Annotated in this window: 19 protein-coding genes; 13 read left to right on the forward strand and 6 right to left on the reverse strand. The window is 56.9% G+C overall.

Going from position 1 to position 18,425, the window contains the following annotated elements; genetic code table 11:
• Positions 1–43 precede the first annotated feature (43 nt).
• From Q5Z11_RS06985 to Q5Z11_RS07005, 5 genes are all read left to right on the forward strand, one after another.
• Positions 44–685 (forward strand): fimbrial biogenesis chaperone, encoded by a 642-nt coding sequence (locus Q5Z11_RS06985; protein ID WP_303749312.1) that lies wholly within the window; start codon positions 44–46, stop codon positions 683–685.
• Entirely contained in the window at positions 682–2,967 is a 2,286-nt protein-coding gene (locus Q5Z11_RS06990) for a fimbria/pilus outer membrane usher protein (protein ID WP_303749313.1), read from the forward strand. The genes Q5Z11_RS06985 and Q5Z11_RS06990 overlap by 4 nt, the downstream gene beginning before the upstream one ends.
• A complete protein-coding gene (locus Q5Z11_RS06995; RefSeq protein WP_303749314.1) occupies positions 2,964–3,392 on the forward strand; it encodes a hypothetical protein in 429 nt (142 codons plus the stop codon). The genes Q5Z11_RS06990 and Q5Z11_RS06995 overlap by 4 nt, the downstream gene beginning before the upstream one ends.
• A gap of 92 nt (positions 3,393–3,484) precedes the next feature.
• Positions 3,485–3,988, forward strand: coding sequence for a Csu type fimbrial protein (locus Q5Z11_RS07000; protein ID WP_303749315.1), 504 nt, complete (start codon positions 3,485–3,487; stop codon positions 3,986–3,988).
• Positions 3,989–4,070: 82 nt separating this feature from the next.
• On the forward strand, positions 4,071–4,595 hold the full coding sequence (locus Q5Z11_RS07005) for a spore coat protein U domain-containing protein (RefSeq protein WP_303749316.1): 525 nt from the start codon (positions 4,071–4,073) through the stop codon (positions 4,593–4,595).
• 34 nt (positions 4,596–4,629) lie between these two features.
• Here Q5Z11_RS07005 and Q5Z11_RS07010 read toward each other — a convergent pair whose 3' ends face one another.
• Entirely contained in the window at positions 4,630–5,094 is a 465-nt protein-coding gene (locus tag Q5Z11_RS07010; protein WP_303749317.1) for a hypothetical protein, read from the reverse strand.
• Positions 5,091–5,447 carry a hypothetical protein gene (locus Q5Z11_RS07015; RefSeq protein ID WP_303749318.1) on the reverse strand — a complete coding sequence of 119 codons (357 nt, stop codon included), beginning with the start codon at positions 5,445–5,447 and terminating at the stop codon, positions 5,091–5,093. Before Q5Z11_RS07015 ends, Q5Z11_RS07010 begins: the two co-directional genes overlap by 4 nt.
• Positions 5,448–5,562: 115 nt before the next feature.
• Between Q5Z11_RS07015 and Q5Z11_RS07020 the strand changes: the two genes are divergently transcribed.
• The 6 genes from Q5Z11_RS07020 to Q5Z11_RS07045 all read left to right on the forward strand — a co-directional run bounded on the left by Q5Z11_RS07020 (position 5,563) and on the right by Q5Z11_RS07045 (position 13,924).
• Positions 5,563–5,973 (forward strand): helix-turn-helix domain-containing protein, encoded by a 411-nt coding sequence (locus tag Q5Z11_RS07020; protein ID WP_303749319.1) that lies wholly within the window; start codon positions 5,563–5,565, stop codon positions 5,971–5,973.
• Positions 5,974–6,189: 216 nt separating this feature from the next.
• Positions 6,190–8,964, forward strand: a complete 2,775-nt coding sequence (locus Q5Z11_RS07025) for a class I SAM-dependent DNA methyltransferase (protein WP_303749320.1) — start codon at positions 6,190–6,192, stop codon at positions 8,962–8,964.
• Positions 8,961–11,066, forward strand: coding sequence for a pseudomurein-binding repeat-containing protein (locus Q5Z11_RS07030; protein WP_303749321.1), 2,106 nt, complete (start codon positions 8,961–8,963; stop codon positions 11,064–11,066). Before Q5Z11_RS07025 ends, Q5Z11_RS07030 begins: the two co-directional genes overlap by 4 nt.
• Positions 11,059–12,240: a GIY-YIG nuclease family protein gene (locus tag Q5Z11_RS07035; RefSeq protein ID WP_303749322.1), complete on the forward strand. Its 1,182-nt coding sequence runs from the start codon at positions 11,059–11,061 to the stop codon at positions 12,238–12,240. Before Q5Z11_RS07030 ends, Q5Z11_RS07035 begins: the two co-directional genes overlap by 8 nt.
• A gap of 24 nt (positions 12,241–12,264) precedes the next feature.
• Complete coding sequence (locus Q5Z11_RS07040) at positions 12,265–12,984, forward strand: ankyrin repeat domain-containing protein (protein WP_303749323.1); 720 nt, start codon at positions 12,265–12,267, stop codon at positions 12,982–12,984.
• A gap of 49 nt (positions 12,985–13,033) precedes the next feature.
• Positions 13,034–13,924, forward strand: coding sequence for a hypothetical protein (locus tag Q5Z11_RS07045; RefSeq protein WP_303749324.1), 891 nt, complete (start codon positions 13,034–13,036; stop codon positions 13,922–13,924).
• On the opposite strand, the gene Q5Z11_RS07050 is transcribed toward Q5Z11_RS07045, so the two are convergent.
• The 4 genes from Q5Z11_RS07050 to umuD are packed head-to-tail and all read right to left on the reverse strand — an operon-like array spanning position 13,925 to position 16,840.
• Positions 13,925–15,172 carry a Y-family DNA polymerase gene (locus Q5Z11_RS07050; protein ID WP_303749325.1) on the reverse strand — a complete coding sequence of 416 codons (1,248 nt, stop codon included), beginning with the start codon at positions 15,170–15,172 and terminating at the stop codon, positions 13,925–13,927.
• 2 nt (positions 15,173–15,174) lie between these two features.
• Positions 15,175–15,939: a hypothetical protein gene (locus Q5Z11_RS07055; protein ID WP_303749326.1), complete on the reverse strand. Its 765-nt coding sequence runs from the start codon at positions 15,937–15,939 to the stop codon at positions 15,175–15,177.
• Complete coding sequence (locus tag Q5Z11_RS07060) at positions 15,936–16,310, reverse strand: hypothetical protein (RefSeq protein ID WP_303749327.1); 375 nt, start codon at positions 16,308–16,310, stop codon at positions 15,936–15,938. Before Q5Z11_RS07060 ends, Q5Z11_RS07055 begins: the two co-directional genes overlap by 4 nt.
• Before the next feature lie 5 nt (positions 16,311–16,315).
• The gene (gene umuD, locus Q5Z11_RS07065) at positions 16,316–16,840 is read right to left on the reverse strand and encodes a translesion error-prone DNA polymerase V autoproteolytic subunit (protein WP_303749328.1); all 525 of its coding nucleotides are present in this window, start codon (positions 16,838–16,840) and stop codon (positions 16,316–16,318) included.
• Between the two features lie 325 nt (positions 16,841–17,165).
• Between umuD and Q5Z11_RS07070 the strand changes: the two genes are divergently transcribed.
• Together Q5Z11_RS07070 and Q5Z11_RS07075 are read left to right on the forward strand one after the other, a co-directional pair.
• A complete protein-coding gene (locus Q5Z11_RS07070) occupies positions 17,166–17,387 on the forward strand; it encodes a hypothetical protein (RefSeq protein ID WP_303749329.1) in 222 nt (73 codons plus the stop codon).
• Positions 17,388–17,478: 91 nt separating this feature from the next.
• Positions 17,479–18,375 (forward strand): hypothetical protein, encoded by an 897-nt coding sequence (locus Q5Z11_RS07075; protein WP_303749330.1) that lies wholly within the window; start codon positions 17,479–17,481, stop codon positions 18,373–18,375.
• Positions 18,376–18,425: the final 50 nt, after the last annotated feature.

Genomic DNA, 18,425 nt, shown 5'->3' on the forward strand with positions numbered 1-18,425 from the left:
TTGACTGGAACGTATAGCAATTGCTATGCATCTCGGAGGCCAAATGAAGAAGTTGTCCGCTGCACTAATCCTTGCAGCTATGTCGTTTTCTGCGCAAGCGCTGGAAATTCGACCACTCGTATCCACTTTCCCCGCTGCCCACAAGTCGGGCACGATGACCGTTTCTAATACAGACGATGTCGAGAAGACCTATCAAATATTTCTCGATGAGCTGACACTCGTGGACGGCAAGCAGGTGCGAACCAAGAGCGCTGATGTTCGCTTCGCACCGTCGATCATGACGATTAAGCCGAAGCAGTCTCAGACCGTTCGCTATGTTAGGTCCGGTCCTCCTGTATCTGGTGAAGCCGTCTATCGCGTTCGGGTGGAGGAGATCCCGGCAAACATCGTGCCCGAGAAGTCAGGCGTGGTGTATTCCATGCGGATGGATTTTCCCTGGATGTGGCGCGCAGCCTCAGCGTCCCCAGTGCTTTCGGCAACCTGGACGGGTAAAGACCTCACCATTACCAATGCCGGCTCCGCGACGGCACAGATTGTCAACCTGAAAGCAGGATCCAAGGTCAAAGAAGGACTGGTGGGATATCTGCTGCCGGGGGAGACAGCGACCTACCCATTGGACGCAGCGCCTGTGTCGAAGATTTCGGCAATGGTGAACGGCAAGGCGATTGAACTGGACGTCAAATGACCAAGATGGCCGTTGCCCTGGCAACGGTCCTGCTGGTTTGCCTCCCCGCACTCGTTCGTGCTGAAACGCCACCGCAGGATGCCGTTGAGAACATCGTCATGCTCAAATTCAATGGCAAGCTGGTGCAAGAGACTGCCATCGTTTTGCAATCAGCCGATGGCGATGTCTGGCTGGACCACGAAGTCTGGCTGGGCATGGGGCTGAGCCTGGGCGCGGATCAGACAGGGTTGCTTTCATCACGGGCGTTAGGTATCGATCCAAAATTCAACCAGACGGAGCAATCGATTGATTTGCTCGTTCCGGCCAAGCTTCTGCCTGGCCAAATCCTGGGCCGCAACTTTCAACCCGAGGAGCCGACACATCGTCAGCCCAAGGGCGTGATGATAAATTACGACTTGGCGGCATCGGTTCACCAGGATGGCACCTATGGTCTGTCTCTTGGCCATGAAGCGCGCACGGGATTGGCTCGCGGCACCTTGATCAGCACTGGTCAGCTGAATTTCCAATCTGGCAAAGCGGCCTACATCCGCGGCTTGACCACTTGGAACAAGGATTTCATCAAGCCCGGTGTGGTGGTGCAGGTGGGCGATGTTTTCAGCCCGCGATCGAACCTAGCAAACCCGGTCAATCTGGGTGGGGTTCGCATCGCCTCAGATCGCGCATTGCGCCAAGGAGAGAATTTCACCCCCATTCCGATGCTGGGCGGCATTGCGCAGGATACAACCCGAGCACAATTGCAGGTCAATGGCGCGCCCGCAGGCAGTCATACGATCAAGCCGGGCCCATGGCAGCTGGGAAACTACGCCACGCGCAACGGGAGTAATGAGCTTTCCCTTGTCATCAGCGATAGCTTTGGCCGTGAACAAGTCATCACTGAGCGCTTCTATGTTGCGCCCGGCAACCTGCCTAAGGGAAAGACCGAATTCGATGTGTCGGTGGGCGCTATCCGGCCCGACCTGTCATCGGATCGCTACGGAGCGCTTGCCGCCTCGGCCAAGGTAGAGCACGGCATGTCCGACAAGTGGACGCTGGGGGCTACTGTTCAAGCGACCCAAGATTCCAAGAACATCGCTCTATCCAACCGCTTCATCCTGGGCAACTATGGCTCTATAAGCGTGGATCTGAGCAAGTCGAGTAGTCCGGAAGGATCTGGAAGTGCCTATGGTGTGGCGTATGACTACCAAGGCGACGGATGGTCGGTCCGTGCCTCCCACGCTGCTTTTTCCAAAAATCACTGGATGCTGTCTGACAGCACAGCCACAGCCTTCAACGGCCGTGATATCTCGACCATTTCAAGCCTAGGGTTTGGCTTGGCCCCGCGGGGTTCGAACTGGAACGTCGGTGCAAGCTATACGGCGATCGACTTTGAGAACGGAGAAAGGTCATCCCGTTTCGATGCTATTGCAAGAGTGCGCCGCGGGCACGATGACTTTGGTTTTGGAGTCGCGTTTGATCCGCACACCAAGGATAAGCAGATCTATGCGACTTGGCGCCATAGCTTTGGTCCTAACCTCTCGGTCAACTCTCAGGTCAAAGCAGCCCCGGATATCACCGTGGGCACCGCCTTTGCAGGTCGCGCCAGCATCGCTAACAAAGACGTTCGATGGGCAGCAGGTGCAACCTATCGCCAAGACGGTAGCCAAACCACTGCGTTCGGCACCGCAGCCATGCGCTTTGACAAGGGCGATCTATCTGCCAGCGTCTACTACGACCAGGACAGTAGCCGAATGGATGCGAGGTGGAATGGGTCGATGTGGATAGGCGAGGGTGGCATCACCACGCAGCGAACCACTATTGGCAGCTTCGCCTTGGTTGAAGTGCCTGGACAAGCAGGCGTGCCTGTTTCTTCTGGTGGTGGGTTTGAGAGCACCACGAACAAGCGCGGCTATGCCTTGGTCCCTGATATTCAACCCCTCGCCAGGCAAAGCATCAAGGTCAACACCACTGACCTTCCACTGGAAGTGGGGATTGAGACTACGGAACAACGAGTCGTTGCGCCTAGATTGGGTGGGGCAAAAGTGGTGTTTCCCATCTCCACAGTCCAGATGCGCGAAGTCTCCATCACCCACCAGGGTAAGCCAGTTGATCCGCCTGCACGCCTTATCTCTGCCAGCGAAGAGGTGGCGATTGGTAAGGGCGGCGTCGCTGTTCTGCAGTCGCCTGTCCAGGGCGAAGAACTCATGGTGCAGCTGAACGCAACTTCGACTTGTAAGGTCAAGCTTCCTGAGGACTTGGGTCAGTTTGATTTCGTGATTGAGCTTGATTGCAAGGATGCTCAATGAAGCACCTCTTCCTCGCACTCTTGCTTTTCCCAGGTCTCGCGATGGCCGATACCACCTGCGAGATATCCTTGGCGGGTGCGGATATCGCAATTGATCGCGGCCTTGGGTCCACCTCACAGATCCAATCGGACTACGGGATGGTGCAAGTCAGTTGCTCGCCAGATCTCGCTTGGTCATTGGAAGTGGTCAATGCCCAGCCTGGTGGCGTGATCGAGCTCGTCGGATCCAAAGGCAACGCCATCCCAGCCTACCTCACGCTCGCGCATTCCAATGCCGTGTTGGGAAGCCAAGCGAACGGTGAGGCGACAGGTGGGGTAGGGAATGGGTCCGCGCAAGCGCTTTCCATTCGGGCCAGTATCGCACCCTCCATCTTGATCCCAGCAGATACCTATCAGGCTCGCGTGCAGCTGAGCATCAACTTCTGATCGAGGGTCTTGCGCAAAGTCTGTTCTGCCCTACAACAAATGGGATGCGGAACATTTGCGTCATTCACCCCAACCCCTTTCAGGAGAAAACAATGCTTTTCAAGAAACACACTTTGGCGCTCGCTCTGGCCGTGGCATCCATGGCTGCCTTGGGTAGCGCGAATGCAGGCACCCTTACCGACGATTTCAACATCACGCTGCAAGTGGATGCCATGTGCGCCATTATCCAGCCTGCTGGCGATATCAGCATGATCCACGACGCTACGGGCGGCAACTTGGCTGGCTCGGGCAACAGCGCTCTTGCAGTCGCCTGCAACCTGGATCTGCCTTACACCCTGGAAGTTGATACTGATTTCGGTGGTGGAGCCGTTCTGACTGATGCCGCCATTGGCAAGTCGGTCTTGGTCAATGTGCAGCTTGCGGACAACGCCAACGGCGTTCTGGTCCCATGGAGCAGCGCCATCAACTCCGGTCAGTTCGATGCCATCGGCACCGGTTCGCGCCAGGACTACACAATCAACGCTTCTTATGCGTTGGGCCGTCAGCCTTCCGTTGGTGTTTACACCGCAGTGAAGAACATCACTTTGAACTTCTGATTGTCGGCTCACAACCACATCACCGTCCCTCGTTTGGGGCGGTGATGAGTTGAGACCACTATCGTCCACATAGGAGCCGACTTTGAAAACAGTTAACACGCTATTCCTCACTGGGCTTGCCGTTTTGGGAGCTCTAAGTCTTACTGCTACGCCCGCCCACGCGGATACTCTCAGTGATGATTTCAGCATTTCGCTTGAAGTGGTGCCCAGTTGTAGCCTCAACATACCCGAAGACATCGACATCGATCTTAGAGGCGTTCAAGACGGCATTCGCGGGGATATCCCGGACTGGATGTTGCTCGGCGTTGGTCAAAGCGGACGTGCCGTCGTCGTCTGCAACCTGGATCTGCCCTACACCTTGGAAGTTGACTCAGGCGCGGCAGGCGGGATCGTTCTGACGGACGCATCTACGTCCAAATCTGTGCCGATGAGGCTCTTGCAGGCGGATAAGTTGTCTGTATGGGGTCAAGATGCGAACGGCAATGCTATTGCTGGCACCGGCACTGGCCAGTCCCAAGAGATCATGTTTTGGGTTGACGCGAACTGGGGATACACCGTCCCAGTAGGCACCTACACCACGCGACAAGTTGCAACACTGAACTTTTGAAATGAAAAGGCCCCAGTGATGGGGCCTTTTTTCTTTACTCGGCATATGCAGGCCTTAGGTCGGTTGGTAGTCGTTGACCAAGTGCCTTCTCAGCGCATTGGTAGGGACAACCCTCATCCTGTGTCCCCTTCGACACCACTGCTGCTGTCTTTGGATCAATCACCTGGAAGTCATCTGGGTTGCAGCTACGACCTCCGCAGCTAGCCTTGGCGACGATCATTGGCCCCTTGGTGGTATCCACACAAGCCAAATAATTCCAGTCTTGAAAGAAGCTCCCTTCTTCACCCGTGAGCAGTAGCTTGCTTTGGCCTGAGACGATTTCCACACGTCCGCTGTATTCGATGTAGTCAGGACTGATGCCTTCCACAGACACCGTTGCCGCTCCGCACGTGCCCGTTGCCTTGGTGCCCGACACGTTCAAGCCTTGGAGCTTCACCGGCTCGCCCGCAGCAGCCCCCATGGAGAGGGCTAACAGGGCGGCTCCTAAAATGATCCTCATGAGAACTGCCTCCGTCCGATGGTGCGGCTGTGGTGTTCGATCGCTCTGGCATTGAGGCGATAGAGCCAGATGGTGAAGAAGAGCAGGGGAACGGTTAGCAAGAGGGCTGGCGGAAAACCCAGGGCAGTGCCAATGACGCCCAGAACAGCAGGGATGATCAAGAGCACCACGATCCAGGCGCGCACACCGATGTGGAAGGCGTGGGGATCGCGCTTGTGCCAGCTCATCGCAGCGGTGATGACCGCGAAGACGATACCTGCAAACAGGAAGGAGACCCCGGCACCACTGAGCCGAAAGAACACCAGGAACACAGCCAGGGGCAGGCCCCAGCGAACCAATTCAGCGACTTTCATGCAACCCCCTTTGCGCCGCCCACCATGGGTCGGGCTTGAAAAACTACGTGGGGAGTAGTATCACACCGCAGGGGTCGGTTGGCATCATCCGGGGCTACCTTGATTCAGAACGTTCATGCCCCCCAGCAAGCCCCCAATCCAGAAGGTTCTGGCCGCACGTATGAAGGCGGCCCGGAAAGCGCTGGGTCTTTCTCAGGTCGGCGTGGGGGTGGGCATGGGGTTCCCGGAAGATACGAGCTCTGCCAGGGTCAACCGCTGGGAGCTGGCTATCAACAAAACCAGCCTTGAGCACGCCGAGCAGGTCGCCGAGGTCCTGAAAGTCCCGTTCCCCGCCCTGGTCAGCAGGGACGACAAGCTCGCCGCGGTCATCACCGGCTTCGCCCTCCTGCCAAAAGCCCGTCAGGACGAAGTGTGGGCCCTGATCGAGCGCTCGCTAGGCGAGGAACAGGCCGAAGAGGTCAAGGAGCGGCTGGGCAAGTCCACCCCTGCAGCCAAGGGGAAGACCAAGAAGCCCCGTCGCGTATGAGCCCTGGCCACCACTTTTCTAGTCTCCTGTGGTGCGATCCACCTACCCGAGAATAGCCGTCTCGCGGTAAGCTAAACCATTGATTTAGCGCACTCTTGGGGCTGCTTTGAAGATTGTCATTTTACTGCCCGGATCCTTGGGCCGGGGTGCCTTTGCAGGTGCCTTGGCTGGGTCCCATGCTTCCTGTTGGTCCAGTTGCGCCCTGGGGGGCTGCCATTGAACGCAGTTGAGATCGAGGAGGCCCTCTCCGCCCTGGCCGAAGCCCCGTTTGAGCCTGGCGAATTCCCTTATCTGTTCCTGACAGCGTTTGGGAACAAAGACACGACCATCAAGCGCCTACGGAAGGGGGACAGCAATGCCTCTGACGTCCCTGGCGCGATCCTGCAACGCTCCAACATCCACTTGGCCACCAGCGCGCCCGGGAAGGTCCACGAGACCTTGCAGGCATTGCGGGCCAGTCCGCGCACCCTCCCAGCCAAAGCCAAGTTCATCATGGCGACCGATGGCCAGACCCTGGAAGCCGAGGATCTGATCAGCGGGGAAGTGCTGGCGTGCGACTTCAAGAGCTTCGCTGACCACTTCGGGTTCTTCCTTCCGTTGGCCGGGATCTCCACGATCAAGGAGATCAAAGAGAACCCGTTTGACGTTCGAGCCACTGGCCGTCTGACCAAGCTCTACATTGAACTTTTGCAGAACAACAAGTCCTGGGCGTCGGACGAGCGCCGAGCGGACATGAACCACTTCATGGCCCGCCTGGTGTTTTGCTTCTTCGCGGAAGACACGGAAATCTTTAAGGCCGCAGCGAGTCTGTTTACCCAGACACTGCAAACGATGACCGAGTCAGATGGATCCAACACTCACACGGTGCTGGAAACCATCTTCCGTGCAATGAACTTGCCGGATGAAGAACGAGCAGCTTCTGATTTGCCCGGTTGGGCGAAGCGCTTCCCGTATGTCAACGGTGGGTTGTTCTCTGGAAGCACGGATGTTCCGGTATTCACCCGCACAGCGCGATCCTACCTTCTTCGCACTGGCGAGCTGAAATGGCAGGAGATCAACCCTGACATCTTCGGTTCCATGATCCAAGCGGTAGCCGATGAAGAAGAGCGCGGATCGCTGGGTATGCACTACACCAGTGTGCCCAACATCCTCAAAGTGCTGAACCCGCTCTTTCTTGATGACCTTCGCGCCCAACTGGACGCTGCCGGCGACAACAAGGTGAAACTGCTGAACTTGCGAAAGCGCATGGCGCGCATCCGCGTGTTCGACCCAGCCTGCGGCTCCGGGAACTTCTTAGTCATCGCTTACAAGCAGATGCGGGAGATTGAGGCTGAGATCAACAAGCGGCGCGGGGAAGCGGAACTGCGCACTGAGATCCCGCTGACGAATTTTCGGGGTATCGAGCTACGGGAATTCCCGGCTGAGATCGCGCGGCTGGCTCTCATCATCGCTGAGTTTCAGTGCGATCAACTCTACCGTGGGCAAAAAGAAGCTCTCGCTGATGTATTGCCATTGGATTCGCAGAACTGGATCACCTGTGGAAATGCCTTGCGACTTGACTGGTTGACGCTTTGTCCTCCTACTGGAACAGGTGTCAAGTTGATGGGGGATGATTTATTCAACACTCCATTGGACCAAGCAGAAATTGACTTTGAGAATGAGGGTGGTGAGACATACATTTGCGGAAATCCACCATATCTCGGATCAACCTGGCAAACGGACGAGCAAAAGTCTGACCTCAAAGCAATCTTTGGGGAGAGGGCTAGAAACTGGAAATCTTTGGATTACGTTGCTGGCTGGTTTATGAAAGCAGCTGACTATGGGCTCAGCACAAGTGCAGTTTCAGCTTTCGTATCCACCAATTCTATTTGCCAGGGGCAACAGGTTCCGATCCTGTGGCCACTCATTTATGAAACAGGACACAAGATTTCCTTCGCGCATTCGCCCTTCAAGTGGGCAAACCTAGCTAGCCAGAACGCTGGTGTTGCTGTGATTGTGGTGGGGCTGGAAAGAAACCCCAGTGGCCTGTGCCGTCTCTATGTTGAAGATGCAGCCGGACTGACATGCAAACTCGCTGACAACATTAATGCATATCTAGTGCCGTCTCGGGACATCATTGTCGAGGGGGAGAGTAAACCTCTCGGTCAGCAGGCCAGAATGTTCTGGGGGAACAAGCCGACGGACGGGGGATTTCTACTTCTTTCTACCGACGAAAGAGATGATCTTCTTCGTGAGTATCCAAGTTCAGCAAAATTCATACGAACATTTCTTGGGTCCCAAGAGTTAATCCAAGGTCAGCGACGGTATTGTCTGTGGATTGAGGATGACGAAGTCGAACAGGCGAAAGCCATTCCTGTTATTGCGGAGCGGCTCAACCAAGTTGCAAAATTCAGGGCGGAAAGTAAAGCGGCAGAGACTCGGCCAGCTGCGGCATTTCCACATCGATTTAGGCAAATTCAGGCGATTGCAACAAGAAACACAATCGCTATTCCAGCTGTTTCGTCCGAAAATCGTGCTTACTTCCCTGTTGGATTTACCGATAGCAACACGATACATTCCAATCGAAATTTCACCATTTACGATTCGCCGCTGTGGAATTTTTCGATTGCTTCATCAAAGTTGCATCAGGTCTGGTTGTCAACGGTTTGCGCGAGGCTCGAAATGCGCTATTCGTATTCCAATTCCATTGGGTGGAACTCCTTTCCGCTACCGTTGCTGACTGCACAAAATATGATTGATCTAAGCCGGTGTGCAGAGAACATTTTATTGGCCAGAGAAGCCCATTATCCAGCCACTATCGCTGATCTTTACGATCCCGAGACTATGCCTGATGACCTTCGCCGCGCTCATGAGCGCAACGATGAAATTCTAGAACAGATCTACATCGGCCGCCGTTTCCGAAATGACACCGAACGCTTGGAAAAGCTGTTCGACCTCTACACCAAGATGACGGCGGGCCAAGGCAAGCCAAAGAAGAAGGCCAAGAAATGAGCATGGAAGGCAATCCGACCAATAAATACACCGTCCCGTCCGTTTCGATTGCGACGGCGCAGACAGGTGCATCCAGCAAGATCAATGCGCTGGGCATGCGTCCAATGCAGGAGAAGGCCTACGCTAAGCGCGGTGAGCAGCACCTGCTTATCAAGTCGCCCCCTGCCTCGGGCAAGTCCCGCGCCTTGATGTTCATTGCCTTAGACAAGATCAAGAACCAGGGCTTGAAGCAGGCCATCATCGTGGTGCCAGAACGATCCATCGGCGGTAGCTTTGCCGACGAGAAGCTGTCAGAGCATGGTTTTTGGGCCGACTGGGAAGTTCGTCCGCAGTGGAACCTCTGCAATGCGCCAGGCGAGGACAACGGAAAGGTTGCCCCGTCCAAGGTCAAGGCCGTAGGTGCGTTCCTGGCAAGCGATGACACGGTGCTGGTGTGCACCCATGCCACCTTCCGCTTTGCGGTGGATGAGTTTGGCATTGAGGCGTTTGATGGTCGCCTCATCGCCATTGATGAATTCCATCATGTCAGCAGCAATCCCGATAACAAGCTTGGCTCGCAGCTTGGGCAGCTCATCTCACGTGGCAAGGTCCATGTGGTTGCAATGACGGGATCATATTTCCGCGGCGATGCGGTCGCGGTTCTCTCGCCTGATGACGAGGGTAAGTTTGAGTCGGTCTCCTATACCTACTACGAGCAGCTGAACGGCTATACCTACCTTAAAAGCCTGGACATCGGCTATTTCTTCTATACGGGTCGCTATCTGGACGCGATCATGAAGGTGTTGGATCCGTCTTTGAAGACGATCATCCACATTCCTAACGTCAATGCCCGTGAGTCTTTGAAGGATAAGCTCAAAGAGGTTGAGGACATCCTGGGATCTCTTGGAGAGTGGAAGGGCAGGGACGAAACAACCGGCTTCCACCTGATCCAGGTGGCTGACGGGCGCACGATCAAAGTTGCGGACCTGGTAGACGATAGCGACTCGGCTCGCCGCTCCAAGATCCTTGCCGCCTTGAAGGATCCAGCTCAGAAAGACAACCGCGACAACGTCGACATCATCATTGCTTTGGGCATGGCCAAAGAGGGGTTTGACTGGATCTGGTGCGAGCATGCCCTGACCATTGGCTACCGTAGCAGCCTCACTGAGATCGTTCAGATCATTGGCCGAGCGACCCGTGATGCGCCAGGCAAGGCACGTTCGCGTTTCACCAATCTGATTGCCGAGCCTGCGGCAGACTCAGAAATCGTGGTTGATGCGGTCAATGACACTCTGAAAGCCATTGCGGCCAGTCTGCTGATGGAACAGGTCCTGGCGCCTCGCTTTGAGTTCACCCCTAAGAACGCGGGTGAGAAGGAAGGCTTTGACTACGGAGAGGAGGGTTACCAGGATGGCAAGTCCAATGTGGGCGTGAATGCCGCCACGGGCGCTGTCCATGTCGAGATCAATGGTCTTGCGCAACCCAAGTCTCCTGAGGCCGCCCGGATCTGCAAAGAGGACATCAACGAGGTCATCACTGGCTTCATCCAGGATAAGCCGACCTTGGAACGCGGGTTGTTCGACAAGGACAACACCCTGCCTGAGGAAATCACCCAGGTCCAAATGGCTAAGATCGTCCGTGATCGCTACCCGGACCTCAGTGAGGAAGACCAAGAGGCCGTGCGCCAGCATGCCATTGCCGTCCTCAACATCACCCAGCAGGCCAAGCAGGTCATCGCTCAGGGGGATGCGAAGGGTGAGTCCGCCAACATGTCTTTGATCGAGGGCGTCCGAAAGTTCGTCAACGTCAAAGACCTGGATATCGATCTGATCGATCGTATCAATCCCTTCGACGCGGCCTATGCCGTCTTGGCCAAGGCGATGGATGAGCGCGTGCTCCGGCAAGTCCAGGCCAGCATCGCAGCCAAGCGCCTGGCAATCTCCTACGAGGAAGCCAAGGACTTGGCCAAGCGCGCCGTTGCCTTCAAGAATGAGCGTGGCCGCTTGCCTGAAATTGGCTCGGCGGATCCTTGGGAGCGCCGTATGGCCGAAGGTATCGCCGCCTTGCAGCGCCACATCGCCCAGCAGAAGGCCTCCGCGGCTCAGGGTGGCGGCAATGGCTGACCGGGAAGGCGAGGAGCTCCTAGAAGAGCTTGGCCTTGAAGCTGCACCTATCAAGGCCAGCAGTCATACCCCCCAGGAGGAACGTCTCCTGGCAGGGTTTGAAGACATTCTCCGCTTCGTCCAAGAGCATGGGGGCGCGCCACAGCACGGCGAAGAACGGGATATCTTCGAACGTCTCTATGCCGTGCGCCTGGATCGGTTACGAGCATTGACCAGTGCGCACCCATTGCTGATGCCGCTTGATCCCCAAGGGCTGCTATCCGCGCCACCCAGCCGCGCTGCGCCCGACGCTGCGGAAGACATGGACGATGAGGCGCTGCTGGCAGAGCTTGGCCTGGCGGGGGCTGAGGACGACATTACCCAGCTGCGTCATGTGCGTTCCTACGAGGAACGCAAGACGGCTGAGGACGTTGCCAACCGCACGGCTTGCCCTGACTTTGACCGTTTCCAGCCGCTCTTTGAGCGGGTAGAAGGAGACCTCAAAACGGGCCTGCGTAAAACCCTGCGCTTTGGGCGCGATGCCAGCGTGGCTGAGGGCAACTTCTTCATCCTCAGTGGCCAGATGGCCTATGTCGCGGAAATGGGGGAGACGTTCCGCACCCCTAATGGTGAGCCAGATGCCCGCCTGCGAGTCATCTTCTCCAATGGCACCGAGAGCAACCTGTTGCAGCGTTCATTGCAGCGGGCGCTTTACAAGGACGACACGGGTCGGCGTATTACCGATGATGACCATGGGCCGCTGTTTGGCGACACCTTGGAGCCGGACGACATCGTCAATGGCACCATCTATGTGCTGCGCAGCCTGTCCAACAACTCGTTCGTGGTCGAGCACCGGGAGCTCATCCATAAGATCGGGATTACAGGCGGCAAGGTCGAGACCCGGATCGCCAACGCCACGATCGATCCGACCTACATGCTGGCCAAGGTTGAGATCGTGGCCACCTACAAGCTCTCGAACCTCAACCGCACGCGGTTGGAAAACCTCTTCCATCGGATCTTCCAGGAAGCCAGGCTAGATCTGACCCTGCAAGACCGCTTCGGCAACCCGGTGAAGCCCCGCGAGTGGTTCCTGGTGCCACTGCATGTCATTGACGAGGCAGTGAAGCGTATCCAGGACGGCACGATCACGGATTTCGTCTACGACCCCGCGCAAGCGGCGTTGGTCAAGCGGTAGCGTGATTTGGGAGGGGTGATCGTAATGGCCAAGACAAAGCAAGAACGCGCCAATCAGAAGCTTCGGGACGCGATTGAATTCTATAACTACGACGCCTTTCTCGTAGCGATTGAAAGGGGCGCCGATGTGAATGTCTTGGATGAGGATGGCTATCCGCCGCTGCATACTGCCGTCTATCTGCAACAACAAAAGATGGTCAAGGTCCTGATCGCAAGAGGTGCTGACGTCAACCTTTCAGGTCAAGACGGCTGGACACCGCTGCATGAAGCGGCTCGGGGCGGAAACACCGAGAGCGTTCAAATGCTTCTGGATGCGGGGGCATCATTAGCGTCGTTTTGCACAGGTCATTACGACCCCATTGGTGGATACCCTATTCATGAAGCATCGGGCGCTGCTGTTTCGCTTCTGGTAGAGCACGGGGCGGATGTCGAAGCAAAAGACGAAATGGGCAGAACACCCCTTCATTACAGGGCTAATGGAGGAGATGCTGTGGGAGTTCGCTCCCTTCTCTCGCTGGGAGCAAATCCATACCCGCTGGACAATGAAGGAAAGTCGCCACTGGAATACTTGGATCCGAACAGTAAGAAATACAAAGGTGTATTGGAGGCGCTCGCCCCAAGTGCTGCGGAGCGTGATCGCCTCACTCTCGATGCTTCCACTGTTCAATCGATGAAGTCTGAGGGTCCGATCGGCAAATGCGAACGGTGTGGTAGGCCAGCTCATACGGGCAGATGCCGCTTCTAGCTCATCCGCCACGATAGTCCAGGGTGGGAGCTATGACTTGTAGCGAGGCATGATGAAAGATCGCGTTGAGGCTTGGAAGAAGGCGTTTGAAGGCGATGAGCAAGCCATCCTGCCCACGCTGGTGAACTTCGCCTGGAACTATGCCGCGTTCACAACGGTTATTCAGATCGTGCGCCAGGCGCCGGAAGACGACGAGGGCCGGAAGAAACTGAATTCAATGGTCCTGGACCTCTTGGCTGGCGGCTATTGGGCGAACGCCATCTTGGCCATTCGGCGTTTGGTTGACCGAGGGCCATTCAATGGCCGGCGTGGAGTCAATTCCTTATGGGCCCTTGTCCAAGACATCAAAGCAAGCCGGGAGAACCTCACCCGCGCTGTCTATGTGGAAACAATCGCTGGCCTTCCTTACGACTACGAAGCGATCCGCGACAGGTATTGGGACTTTGCGATGGCGCAGCCCCCAGGCGGTGTGCATGTGCCAAGGGAGCTTTGGTATGAACCTTCCGAGCAAAGGCATGAAGAGTTTGACTGGCTAAGCGGCGTCGCTTCCGACGCCCGATCGCCTGCTGACCTCGTTCGCGAGGATGTTTTCATCCGCTTGGAGAACCGACTCGGCCAGCTCGACCAGGTGGCTGATCACGCTACGATCTTCTTCGCGCATGCTGCAACAGAGGCGAGTAGGCAGGGCCGCGTGATGGATCGCTGGGGTCCAAACGAAGCTAAGCAGTCGTTACAGCAGGTCGCCGAGGTCGCGGAGTTTGTGGGGCGCTGGTTTTGCTTCACAGGGATTGGCGACATCCTGCCCACTGCTCAATACGACCAGTTCGAGTTCCTGGATCAACCCCTATGGCCGGGCGATCGGGCATTGCTGCATGAGCAATGGGATGAATTCGGTGAGGAAGTCGGTCGGTGGCCGCACATCGATAACCAAGCCTTGTAGCTAGTGCACCTTCAAGAGCTGATCCCACCGACTCGTGTAGGCCGGCGACAGGCTCTTCTGGTTCATCGCCCAAACCGGCTTTTGCTTCCATCCCGATGACGCAAACCCTACTGTCCCGCGGCCGAACTTTTGGTTGGCCCTGTCCAGGATGTCCATGAGCGCCTTGGATCGTGGATCTACGCCAGCAAACAGATCGCCTTGAACCACAGATCCCGCTGTCAGATCCAGCAGGCCAACACCCGCTTTCTTGTAGCGATAGCCTTTCCGATACATGGCCCTGGCCAACGCTTGGGCAACCATGAGGATCTCTCGCGTATCGGAGCAGGGGCCTACGAGGTTGAATGACTTGCTGGGATGATACTGAGCGGCGCCAGGCTTGAAGGGATTGGTGTTGAGCCATACCCAAACACCCGAGCACTGCAAGGCACGGGCACGCAGTTTCTCGCTGGCCCGGATGGCAAAGGTGGCCACGGCCTCTGTCAGGTCATCGAGCTCGATCACTTCCTTGCCGAATGACCGGGAGACCACGATCTGCTGACGGTCCGGTTCGACCTCCTGCAGATCGGAGCAGGGGATGCCTTGCAGCTCGCGCTGGGTGCGGGCCAGCACGACACCGTAGCGGGCTCGTAGGGTTTCCGGATCGGCGTGGATCAGATCGTTGGCAGTGAGGATGCCCTCTGCACCCAGACGCGCCGCGAACTTCCTCCCCACGCCCCACAGGTCCTCAACCGGATAGTGCGACATCTGCGTAGTGCGGATGTCTTCATCGGCCAGGTCGATCACGCCACTGGGCATCTTCTTGGCGAGCTTGTTTGCAGCCTTCGCTAAGGTCTTCGTAGGGCCGATCCCAACACAGCATGGAATGCCCGTCCATTGAAGGATCCTAGCCCGTGCTTCCTTGGCTGCTCGCTCGCGATCTGAGATGCCGTCGAAAGTGATAAAGCTCTCATCGATCGAGTAGACCTCCACCCGTGGGAACAGGTCGCGGAGGATGCCCACGATGCGGCCAGATATCTGACCGTAGAGCCCAAAATTGGCACTGCGAATGACCAATTGCTTCCGAACATCCGTTGGCACTTCATGGATGGGCTGTCCCATCTTCACGCCCAGCGCCTTGCACTCGGCAGACCTGGCAATCGCGCAGCCGTCGTTGTTGCTCAGCACAACCACAGGCTTGCCGATGAGCTTGGGCTGGAATACGCGCTCACAGGAGGCATAGAAGTTGTTGCCATCGACCAAGCCAAGCATGGTCAGGCGCTCCCACCGAAGAGACGGTCCACCTCATCCCGCTCTTCCTGCGTATACGCCTTGCCCAGATACTTGCCGGAATACTCCATCGCCCCAGAGAGGAAGCGGTGCGCAATTTGGTTACAGGGATCAATCGTAGTATCGAGGTGCAGGTTGAATACGAAGCCCACCCGTGCAGCCAACTGGCCAGTCTCTTCCAGCACGGGTCGCAAAAGCTTCATGTCCAAAAACGGACCGATGACCGCATCCATCCCGTCCGGGCGAAGCATGGCGAACCCGTTGAGGTTAGGGTGCGAGCCCAGGGTGCAGAACTTCTTGTAGATCTCTTCGCGGCGACTCTTGCCCAGGCCCGCTCTGTCATCCAGCGTCTTGCGAATGACGGAAGGACCGAACTCTCTCACCAGTTGCTTGGGATCCGCCTTACGCCATACCTCGATCTGCTCAGGCGCTCCATAGAAGTAGTCCGCCAGCTCCGAGGTCTCGATCAGATCGCGGAGAGTCGCAACGGCAGCTTGGTAGTAGCCACTCGCGGTGAGCTTCCACGCCGCGGCAAAGCTATTGAAGCAGCGCATGCCCAGCTGCGCGATGGTCTTCCCATCGTCGCTCTTGTCGTGGTGCTGGCGCAGCATGTCCAGGATGTCCATGGTGCGCTCCATTAGATCCAGATGGTCCACCAGGTCTGGGGATTGCCTGGCGAAGACCAGCGTTTTTGTCCGCAGCTCTTCTTCGCCACGGTGCAACATGCGCAGATTGTTGGGGATGCTCATGCGCCTACCGTCTCACGGTTCAAGATCAGAGAGAGCACGCCAGCAAGACGTTGCAACTCGCCCTCCTCTGTGGGGCAGCGGTGGTAGAGCTCATTGACGTCCAGGACCATCGCTATACGCGCCTCACCACTGCCGTCTTCCAGCACCGTGATGGGTAGCTCATAGATGCACGTTTGCGTCCAGCTACGCCAAAGGCGAAGCACGCCTTCATCCAGCCAGATGATCCACCGGTCATCCATGTCCTGGGGCCACAGGCCTGCGCGAAGGGCATCAAGCTCAGCGGGGGTGAAACGGCGGCGATAGGACATAGGCCATTGCGCGCCTTGCATGGGCGCGATCTTGGCCTTCCACTTGGTTGCAAGGTCTTCCATGTTGCTTACCGTCGATAGTGTCGGGTGATGGACCAAGTGATGACGCCCCAGACCAAGAGTTCATCCTCAGGCGGCACGATGATGGACGCATGATCTGGGTTGCCGGTTCGAAGCTCGACCTGGCGCCCCCGGATGCAAAGCTGTTTGACCGTGTAGCCCCCGTCCCATAGCACCATGACGATATCCAGGTGCTTGGCATTGATGGAGCGATCGACCACCAGGATGTCCCCTGAGTGGATCCCGAAATCCCGCATGGAGTTGCCGGAGGCCTCAACGAAGTAGGTGGCCAGCGGGTTGCGGATGCATCTGGCCGTAAGGTCCAGGTCCTCCCCCATGTGGTCCTCAGCGGGGCTTGGGAAGCCAAGCTCGGCCCGAGTGTTCAGTAGGGGGCGCAACATGGCCTGGGGAAGCGCTGAGGCAGCGCTAAGCAGGCCTGGTGGATCGGGTAGGGCAGCAGCCAAGGCAAGGCTGGCCGCCACTGCGGGGTCTGCTGAGTAGCTGGCGGAATGGAGATGTGCGTGGTCGTTCATGGCGGCGAGCTTCCGGGGTTGTTGAATCACCCGGTGAGACGCACCGGGGAGACAGGTTAGGGACGCCGATCCGAAGCCCGCAATTAGTATTTGGCTGAACAGCCGTAAGACCTTGTCCGATCACAGGCTGGTGAGTGGCGTGGAACCAAAAACCACCCCGGCCTTCCTGTTCCACGCGCAGCGGCCCGGCCGCCAATCGAACAGCGTCAAGAGAAGGTTGGAACAGGATCGCTCTTGCAGGCGCCAAAGACGAAAAATCAAAACTGTAAATACCTTTTGCAGTTCATGTCGAACTGCCATGCAACTAAGCAAAAAGGTATTTCAAATGAAGATCGACTCTTACCAAATGGGGCGCTTGACTGCGCTCTTCCTTGCCACTGGCGACTCAATCCCCGCCCAGTTCCAGGATCGCAAACCCAAGCCATTCCATCAGGACATTGAAGCAACGGATCCGGTGATGATCGCCAACATCGAGAAGCAGGGTTGGCACATCCGTCAGATCGAGCTAACGATCACTGCGACAACGGGAGCGCCACCGCACAAGTAAAAAGCGGTTGATGGGGCTTCGCCCATCCTCTCAAAGCGGGGATGGGCGGGGCTGCTTCGCCGAGTGGTAAGGCGGATCCAAGATTCCGAGTATGGCCAAGCAATTGAAGTGGCAGAATTGGGAAATCTTTTTCTGGTGTGCCATGCCCATTTCATTCGAGCCAGATGGCGACGATATCGTTTGGCGGCAGACGTTTGACCGTCCAGCCATCTATCTGGATATCTTCGCAATCCGCCACATCGCGAAGAGTGAGGAGCTGACCCAGCGGCTGAGCCAGGCAATCAAGCGCCAGCACGGCACATGGATGTTCGCCCCCTCTACTGTCTCAGAGTTCGCTCGCTTCTCAGATGGCAGGCATTCGGCTGCGGCCGATGAGCTGTTGAGGGCCGTGCTTCCCAACATCTACCTTGCCCACCCCGAGGCGGAAGAGGGGTGGGGACAAGGAAGCTTTGACGAGGATCCAGACCGGCCTTTTCCCGTTGCCGACGAGCCAAACATGGAGTTCTTCTCTCGCAAATTCGCGAAGACAGGGGACACCACTGAGGCCATGCTTAACTTGTTCGCGATGCTCCATGAGCATCGTGAAAAGATGAGCGATGTGCTGGACGATGTCGCTGACCGCTTTATCCAGAGCATCGTGTCAAATCGTCAGGACGACAAGTTCAGGGCTGCGACCAAGGCCTCTCGACCTGACGGTATTCGCTCGCGGATCAAGATCATCTCTGGGGCGTTGATGCGCGACTGGATCCTGGACCTGAATTCCACCATCGACCGCAATGATGCGATGGATTTCTCGCATGCCCTAAACGCTGTGAACTACTGCGATTTGATCATGCTCGATGCAGGATGGGAGCGAAGGGTCAATGCGTTGCGCCTGAGCATTGCGGAAAGTGGGATCCCAATGACCGTGGCTCAGTGCTTCTCCCTACGCCACGACGGCATGGAGCGCTTCCTCACTGCCCTGGAAAACTGGCCGAAGCATTCATAGTGCCAGCTTGATCCCCAGGCAGTGCCAGGTGCCCTTGGCCATCTTGCGCC

Origin of the sequence: Stenotrophomonas sp. 610A2, from assembly GCF_030549615.1 — a bacterium.
Lineage (GTDB): Bacteria > Pseudomonadota > Gammaproteobacteria > Xanthomonadales > Xanthomonadaceae > Stenotrophomonas > Stenotrophomonas pigmentata.

What these genes read in the sequence shown, in the direction of transcription:
- Q5Z11_RS07045 (WP_303749324.1), top strand. Translation starts at nt 13,034, where the DNA reads ATGATGAAAGATCGCGTTGAGGCTTGGAAGAAGGCGTTTGAAGGCGAT.
- umuD (WP_303749328.1), bottom strand. Translation starts at nt 16,840, where the DNA reads ATGAACGACCACGCACATCTCCATTCCGCCAGCTACTCAGCAGACCCC.
- Q5Z11_RS07070 (WP_303749329.1), top strand. Translation starts at nt 17,166, where the DNA reads ATGAAGATCGACTCTTACCAAATGGGGCGCTTGACTGCGCTCTTCCTT.
- Q5Z11_RS07040 (WP_303749323.1), top strand. Translation starts at nt 12,265, where the DNA reads ATGGCCAAGACAAAGCAAGAACGCGCCAATCAGAAGCTTCGGGACGCG.
- Q5Z11_RS07010 (WP_303749317.1), bottom strand. Translation starts at nt 5,094, where the DNA reads ATGAGGATCATTTTAGGAGCCGCCCTGTTAGCCCTCTCCATGGGGGCT.
- Q5Z11_RS06985 (WP_303749312.1), top strand. Translation starts at nt 44, where the DNA reads ATGAAGAAGTTGTCCGCTGCACTAATCCTTGCAGCTATGTCGTTTTCT.
- Q5Z11_RS07060 (WP_303749327.1), bottom strand. Translation starts at nt 16,310, where the DNA reads ATGGAAGACCTTGCAACCAAGTGGAAGGCCAAGATCGCGCCCATGCAA.
- Q5Z11_RS07055 (WP_303749326.1), bottom strand. Translation starts at nt 15,939, where the DNA reads ATGAGCATCCCCAACAATCTGCGCATGTTGCACCGTGGCGAAGAAGAG.
- Q5Z11_RS07035 (WP_303749322.1), top strand. Translation starts at nt 11,059, where the DNA reads ATGGCTGACCGGGAAGGCGAGGAGCTCCTAGAAGAGCTTGGCCTTGAA.
- Q5Z11_RS06995 (WP_303749314.1), top strand. Translation starts at nt 2,964, where the DNA reads ATGAAGCACCTCTTCCTCGCACTCTTGCTTTTCCCAGGTCTCGCGATG.
- Q5Z11_RS07075 (WP_303749330.1), top strand. Translation starts at nt 17,479, where the DNA reads ATGGCCAAGCAATTGAAGTGGCAGAATTGGGAAATCTTTTTCTGGTGT.
- Q5Z11_RS07015 (WP_303749318.1), bottom strand. Translation starts at nt 5,447, where the DNA reads ATGAAAGTCGCTGAATTGGTTCGCTGGGGCCTGCCCCTGGCTGTGTTC.
- Q5Z11_RS07000 (WP_303749315.1), top strand. Translation starts at nt 3,485, where the DNA reads ATGCTTTTCAAGAAACACACTTTGGCGCTCGCTCTGGCCGTGGCATCC.
- Q5Z11_RS07020 (WP_303749319.1), top strand. Translation starts at nt 5,563, where the DNA reads ATGCCCCCCAGCAAGCCCCCAATCCAGAAGGTTCTGGCCGCACGTATG.
- Q5Z11_RS07050 (WP_303749325.1), bottom strand. Translation starts at nt 15,172, where the DNA reads ATGCTTGGCTTGGTCGATGGCAACAACTTCTATGCCTCCTGTGAGCGC.
- Q5Z11_RS07030 (WP_303749321.1), top strand. Translation starts at nt 8,961, where the DNA reads ATGAGCATGGAAGGCAATCCGACCAATAAATACACCGTCCCGTCCGTT.
- Q5Z11_RS06990 (WP_303749313.1), top strand. Translation starts at nt 682, where the DNA reads ATGACCAAGATGGCCGTTGCCCTGGCAACGGTCCTGCTGGTTTGCCTC.